Raw genomic sequence first — 5562 nt, forward strand, 5'->3', positions numbered from 1 at the left:
GCAACGAGGCCGCCCATCACGGCGACCCGGTGTACCACGGCCGCGCCCAGGTCGGGGTCATCACCAGTGCCTGCCGCTCACCGTTACTGGCCAGCAATATCGCGCTGTGCCGGGTCGACGTGAGCTGCGCCGAGCCCGGCACCCAGCTTGAGATTGGCAAAGTCGATGGCCTGCAGAAGCGCATCAGCGCCACGGTCAGCGCAGCGATTTTCTATGACCCGGACAAGAGCCGCGTGCGTAGCTGATCGTCCCGATACCGATGTGTGCCACCCCACTTTGACTGCCCACTTTGATTGCCCTTCTTAACCGCTACTCAGACATGGGAATACGAAGATGGAAGCGACGACGTTCGAGGCTGTACCGCAGGCTGCCAGCTCAGTGGGCAGCCTGCACCGCAAGATCGATTGGCGCGGTGCATTCTGGGTCGCCAGTGGCGTACCCGCGCTGGTGCTGTTCTCCATCGGCGCGATTGCCGCCACGGTGGGCAAACCGGCCTGGATCGTGTGGATCGTGTCGATCCTGTTCGGGTTTATCCAGGCCTTCACCTATGCCGAGATCGCCGGGCTGTTCCCGCACAAGTCCGGCGGCGCGTCGGTGTACGGCGCGGTGGCCTGGGTGCGCTACAGCAAGTTGATCGCACCGGTGTCGGTGTGGTGCAACTGGCTGGCCTGGTCGCCGGTGCTGTCCATCGGCTCGGGGCTCGCTGCGGGGTACATCCTCACTGCGCTGTTTCCTGCCGATGCGCTGATCAACACCTGGCAACTGACCCTGCTCGACCTGGGTTGGGTCAAGAGCGGCCTGTCGTTGCGCATCAACGCGACATTCGCCATTGGCTTGTTGATTCTGCTCACGGTGTTTGCCGTGCAGCATGGCGGCATCCTGCGCTCGGCGCGCCTGACGCTGGTGCTCGGGGTCACCTCGCTGATCCCGCTGTTGCTGGTGGGCGTGGTGCCGTTGTTCACCGGGGACGCGACCCAGGCCAACTTCCTGCCGCTGTTCCCCCTGGCGCATGACGCGGCCGGGCAAGTCATCGACGGCCCGTGGGATATGTCCGGCTGGTCGCTGATGGCCGGCGGGCTGTTCATGGCCGCGTGGTCCACCTACGGGTTCGAAACGGCGGTGTGCTACACCCGCGAGTTCAAGGACCCCAAGCGTGACACCTTCAAGGCGATCTTCTACGCCGGCCTGCTGTGCATCCTGGTGTTCACCCTGGTGCCGCTGGCGTTTCAAGGCAGCCTGGGGCTCGGCCAACTGGTGACCCCGGCGGTGCTCGACGCCAGCGGCGCGGTGGTGACACCGGCGGTGTACAGCGGCCTGCTGTCGCCGGCGATCTACAGCGGCATGGGCGTTGGCCAGGCGATGGCCGACAGCATCGGCGGCGGCAAGGTGGTCGCCAATATCGTACTGATCATGCTGGTGTTGGCCACGTTGCTGGCGATCATGACCTCGATGTCCGGCTCGTCGCGCACCCTGTATCAGGCATCGGTGGACGGCTGGCTGCCCAAGTACCTGGGGCGCACCAACGAACACGGCGCGCCCACGGCGGCGATGTGGACCGACCTGTCGTTCAACCTGCTGTTGTTGCTGATGTCGGACTACGTGTTCGTGCTGGCGGCCTCCAACGTCAGCTACATCATCTTCAACTTCCTCAACCTCAATGCCGGCTGGATTCACCGCCTGGACCGCCCCGACTGGGTGCGCCCGTACAAAGCCCCCACCGTGCTGCTGGCGGCTGGCGGCGTGCTGAGCTTCGTCAACCTGGCGTGCATGGGCCTGGGTGCGGATATCTGGGGCGCGGGCACGCTGGTCACTGGCTTGCTGCTGGCGCTGCTGATCCTGCCGGTGTTCTGCTACCGCCACTATGTGCAGGACAAAGGCCGTTTCCCTGCGGCGATGCTCAGCGACCTGTATATCCAGGCCGATGACGGTCAACGCCGCGCCGGCTGGCTGCCCTATGCCACGCTGATCGCCGGTGTGCTGGTGGTGTATGCCTGCCATCAACTGGTAGCCTGAATGCCCTGGGCTGCTTATCGCTGAGGGATTTATCCCTCAGCTCCCCTATTTTTCCAGACATCGGTGACGCTTTTGACCAGCACACTCTCCCCCCTTGCCCGCGATATCGACGGCAAGGCCATTTCTGCCCAGGTTCTCGACGAGGTTCGCGACGAGGTCCTGCTGCTTGCCACGCAAAAAATCTTCCCGGCCCTGGCCGTCGTGCTGGTGGGCGACAACCCGGCCAGCGAAGTGTATGTGCGCAACAAACTGCTGCGGGCCAAGGAAGTCGGGATTCGCTCCCTTGAATACCGGCTGCCGGATGACGCCAGCCAGGCGCAAGTGCTCGACCTGCTTGCGCAGCTGAACGCCGACGCTTCGGTCAACGGCGTGCTGGTGCAGTTGCCGTTGCCGGCGCATATCGACGAGGCAGCGGTGATCCATGCGATTGACCCGATCAAGGACGTCGACGGTTTCCACCGTGAGAACGTCGGCGGCCTGGTGCAAGGCATCGAGGTCCTCACGCCCTGCACGCCCAGCGGCTGCATGCGCCTGCTGCATGAAACCTGCGGCGATTTGAGTGGTTTGCACGCGGTGGTGATTGGTCGCTCGAACATCGTCGGCAAACCGATGGCGACCCTGCTGTTACAGGCCAACTGCTCGGTCAGCGTGGTGCACTCGCGCAGCGTCGATGCACCGGCGTTGTGCCGTTTGGCCGATATCGTCGTCGCCGCCGTCGGCCGGCCGCAGTTGATCGATGCCAGCTGGCTCAAGCCTGGCGCGGTGGTGATCGACGTGGGGATCAACCGCATCAGCACCGAGACCGGCACACGGTTGGTGGGCGATGTGGACTATGCCAGCGCACGCACTGTGGCCAGCGCGATTACGCCGGTGCCAGGCGGTGTGGGGCCGATGACGATTGCCTACCTGCTGAAGAACACCCTGGTGGCGAGCCAGTTGCAGCGCAACAAAGCAAATGTGGGAGGGAGCTTGCCCCCGATGGCAGTGGGTCAGCTACAAACAAGCTGACTGACACGGCGCCATCGGGGGCAAGCCCCCTCCCACATTTTGAGCTGCGTTTACTCAGGGGGAGGATCAGTGGTTGTAAGCCCGCTCGTTATGCTCGGCAAGGTCCAACCCCATCCACCGTGGCGCAGCAAGGCAACTGTGGGAGGGGGCAAGCCCCCTCCCACATTTTGAGCTGCGTTTACTCAGGGGGAAGATCAGTGGTTGTAGGCCCGCTCGTTGTGCTCGGCGAGGTCCAGGCCCATCTCTTCCACCGACTCATGGGCACGCAGGCCGACCAGCGCATTGACCACTTTGAGGATGATCCAGCTGACCACGAAGCAGTACACGGTGGTCAGCACCACCCCTTTGAGCTGTGCCACTACCTGGGCGCCCATGGTCACGCCTTCCACCAGGCCGCCCATGGACGGCACGCAGAACACACCGGTGAGCACGGCGCCGATCATGCCGCCGATGCCGTGCAGGCCGAATACGTCGAGGCTGTCGTCGTAGCCGAAGCGCCGCTTCAATACGGTCACGCTCAGGTAGCAGAACACCCCGCACAGCAAGCCGATGGCCAACGCGCCGCCGACGCCCACATAGGCGCACGCCGGGGTGATCCCCACCAGGCCGGCCAATGCACCGCTGGCCAGGCCCAGGGCGCTGGGTTTGCCGACCTTGAACCACTCGGTGAACATCCAGCCGAGAATCCCCGCACAGGCGCCCAGTTGGGTGTTGAGCATGACAATCCCCGAGGTGCCGTTGAGGCCGCCGCCGGAGCCGATATTGAAGCCGAACCAGCCGACCCAGAGCATCGCCGCACCGGCCATGGTCAGGCTCAGGTTATGCGCGGGCATCGGCGTGTTCTGGTAACCCTTGCGCTTGCCGAGGATCAGGCATGCGGCGAGCGCGGCCACACCGGCGTTGATGTGGACGGCGGTGCCGCCGGCAAAGTCGAGCACGCCCCAGTTATGCATCAAGGCCCCCGAACCGCCCCAGACCATATGCGCCACCGGGGCATACACCAGGGTGAACCAGATGGCCATGAACAGCAGCGCCGCCGAGAACTTCATGCGTTCGGCAAAGGCGCCGGCGATCAGCGCCGGGGTGATGATCGCGAAGGTCATCTGGAAGGTCACGAACACGCCTTCCGGAATATCCCCCACCAGGCTGTCGGGGGTCATGCCCGCAAGGAACGCGCGGCTCAGGCCGCCGACAAAACTGTTGAAGGTCACCTGCCCTTCGACCATGCCCGTGGTATCGACCACCATGCTGTAGCCGTAGATCACCCACAGCACGCCAACCAGGCCGGCGACGCCGAAGCACTGGGTGAACAGCGAGAGCATGTTTTTCGCACGGACCAGGCCGCCGTAGAACAGCGCGAGCCCCGGTAGACACATGAACAGCACCAGCACGGCGGCGGTGATCATCCAGGCGGTGCTGCCGGTGTTCAAGGTGGGAGCATCGGCGGCCTGGGCCAAAGGTGCGAAGGCACCGGCCGCCAATAAGCCGAAGAGGGATTTGCCGAGAAGACGATTGATCATGTTCAAAGCTCCTGCAAAAGAAATGGGAAGTGCCTGGCAGCGAGCAATTGTTATTGTGCGGGCCTCTTGGTGGGCCCATTTGACTGATGACTGTGGCGAGGGAGCTTGCTCCCGCTGGGGTGCGAAGCCGCCCTAAAAAAGCCGGCTCCCGCTGCGCGGTCGAACGGGAGCAAGCTCCCTCGCCACAGCAAGCTCCCTCGCCACAGGTAGTGCGCCAGTTTCAGTAACCGGAACCCGGCACCCAGCTGGTCCCTGCCAACGGCACTCGCGCCATGGCAGCCGACTCCACCGTCAGCGCCACCAGGTCCTCGGGGTCGAGGTTGTGCAGGTGCGACTTGCCACACGCACGGGCCATGGTCTGGGCTTCCAGCACCATCACCCGCAGGTAGTTGGCCAAGCGCCGCCCGCCTTCTACCGGGTCGAGGCGTTTCGATAGCTCCGGGTCCTGGGTGGTGATGCCGGCCGGGTCGCGGCCGTTCTGCCAGTCGTCATAGAAGCCGGCGGCCGAGCCGATTTTTTTCAGTTCCGCGTCCAGCCGCGGGTGGTTGTCGCCCAGGGCAATCAGCGCGGCCGTGCCGATGGCCACCGCATCCGCGCCCATCGCCATGGCCTTGGCCACATCGGCGCCGTTACGAATCCCGCCCGACACAATCAACTGGACCTTGCGGTGCATGCCCATCTCTTGCAAAGCCTGTACCGCTTGGGGGATGGCCGACAGAATCGGGATGCCGACATGCTCGATAAACACTTCCTGGGTGGCGGCTGTGCCGCCTTGCATGCCGTCGAGCACGATCACATCGGCACCGGCCTTGACCGCCAGCTTCACGTCGTAATACGGCCGGCTGGCGCCGATTTTCACGTAGATCGGTTTTTCCCAATCGGTGATCTCGCGCAACTCGGCAATCTTGATCGCCAGGTCGTCCGGGCCGGTCCAGTCCGGGTGGCGGCAGGCGCCCGCTCAATGGCGAAGAAGGCCGCTGGGGCCTGGAACACCTGAATATCGACGACGCGCGGCTCAAGG

The 5562-nt window shown here is 64.3% G+C and carries 4 protein-coding genes and 1 pseudogene; 3 read left to right on the top strand and 2 right to left on the bottom strand.

The window, feature by feature from the left end; genetic code table 11:
- The 3 genes from L9Z73_RS24195 to L9Z73_RS24205 all read left to right on the top strand — a co-directional run.
- Window positions 1-245, top strand: a 245-nt coding sequence (locus L9Z73_RS24195; RefSeq protein WP_282598743.1) for a glycine cleavage T C-terminal barrel domain-containing protein, incomplete at its 5' end; no start/stop codon positions are given.
- An 88-nt stretch (window positions 246-333) separates the two neighbouring features.
- Window positions 334-2013 carry an APC family permease gene (locus L9Z73_RS24200; protein ID WP_247406463.1) on the top strand — a complete coding sequence of 560 codons (1680 nt, stop codon included), beginning with the start codon at window positions 334-336 and terminating at the stop codon, window positions 2011-2013.
- Between the two features lie 63 nt (window positions 2014-2076).
- Window positions 2077-3021 (top strand): bifunctional 5,10-methylenetetrahydrofolate dehydrogenase/5,10-methenyltetrahydrofolate cyclohydrolase, encoded by a 945-nt coding sequence (locus L9Z73_RS24205; RefSeq protein ID WP_247406465.1) that lies wholly within the window; start codon window positions 2077-2079, stop codon window positions 3019-3021.
- A gap of 194 nt (window positions 3022-3215) precedes the next feature.
- Here L9Z73_RS24205 and L9Z73_RS24210 read toward each other — a convergent pair whose 3' ends face one another.
- Both L9Z73_RS24210 and L9Z73_RS24215 read right to left on the bottom strand, forming a co-directional pair.
- Window positions 3216-4541, bottom strand: a complete 1326-nt coding sequence (locus L9Z73_RS24210) for an ammonium transporter (RefSeq protein ID WP_247406467.1) — start codon at window positions 4539-4541, stop codon at window positions 3216-3218.
- Between the two features lie 220 nt (window positions 4542-4761).
- Window positions 4762-5493 (bottom strand): annotated as a pseudogene (locus L9Z73_RS24215) (FMN-binding glutamate synthase family protein); the annotation flags it as partial.
- Window positions 5494-5562: the final 69 nt, after the last annotated feature.

The organism is Pseudomonas emilianonis (genome assembly GCF_023072625.1).
In the GTDB taxonomy this organism is placed as follows: Bacteria; Pseudomonadota; Gammaproteobacteria; order Pseudomonadales; family Pseudomonadaceae; genus Aquipseudomonas; species Aquipseudomonas paraveronii.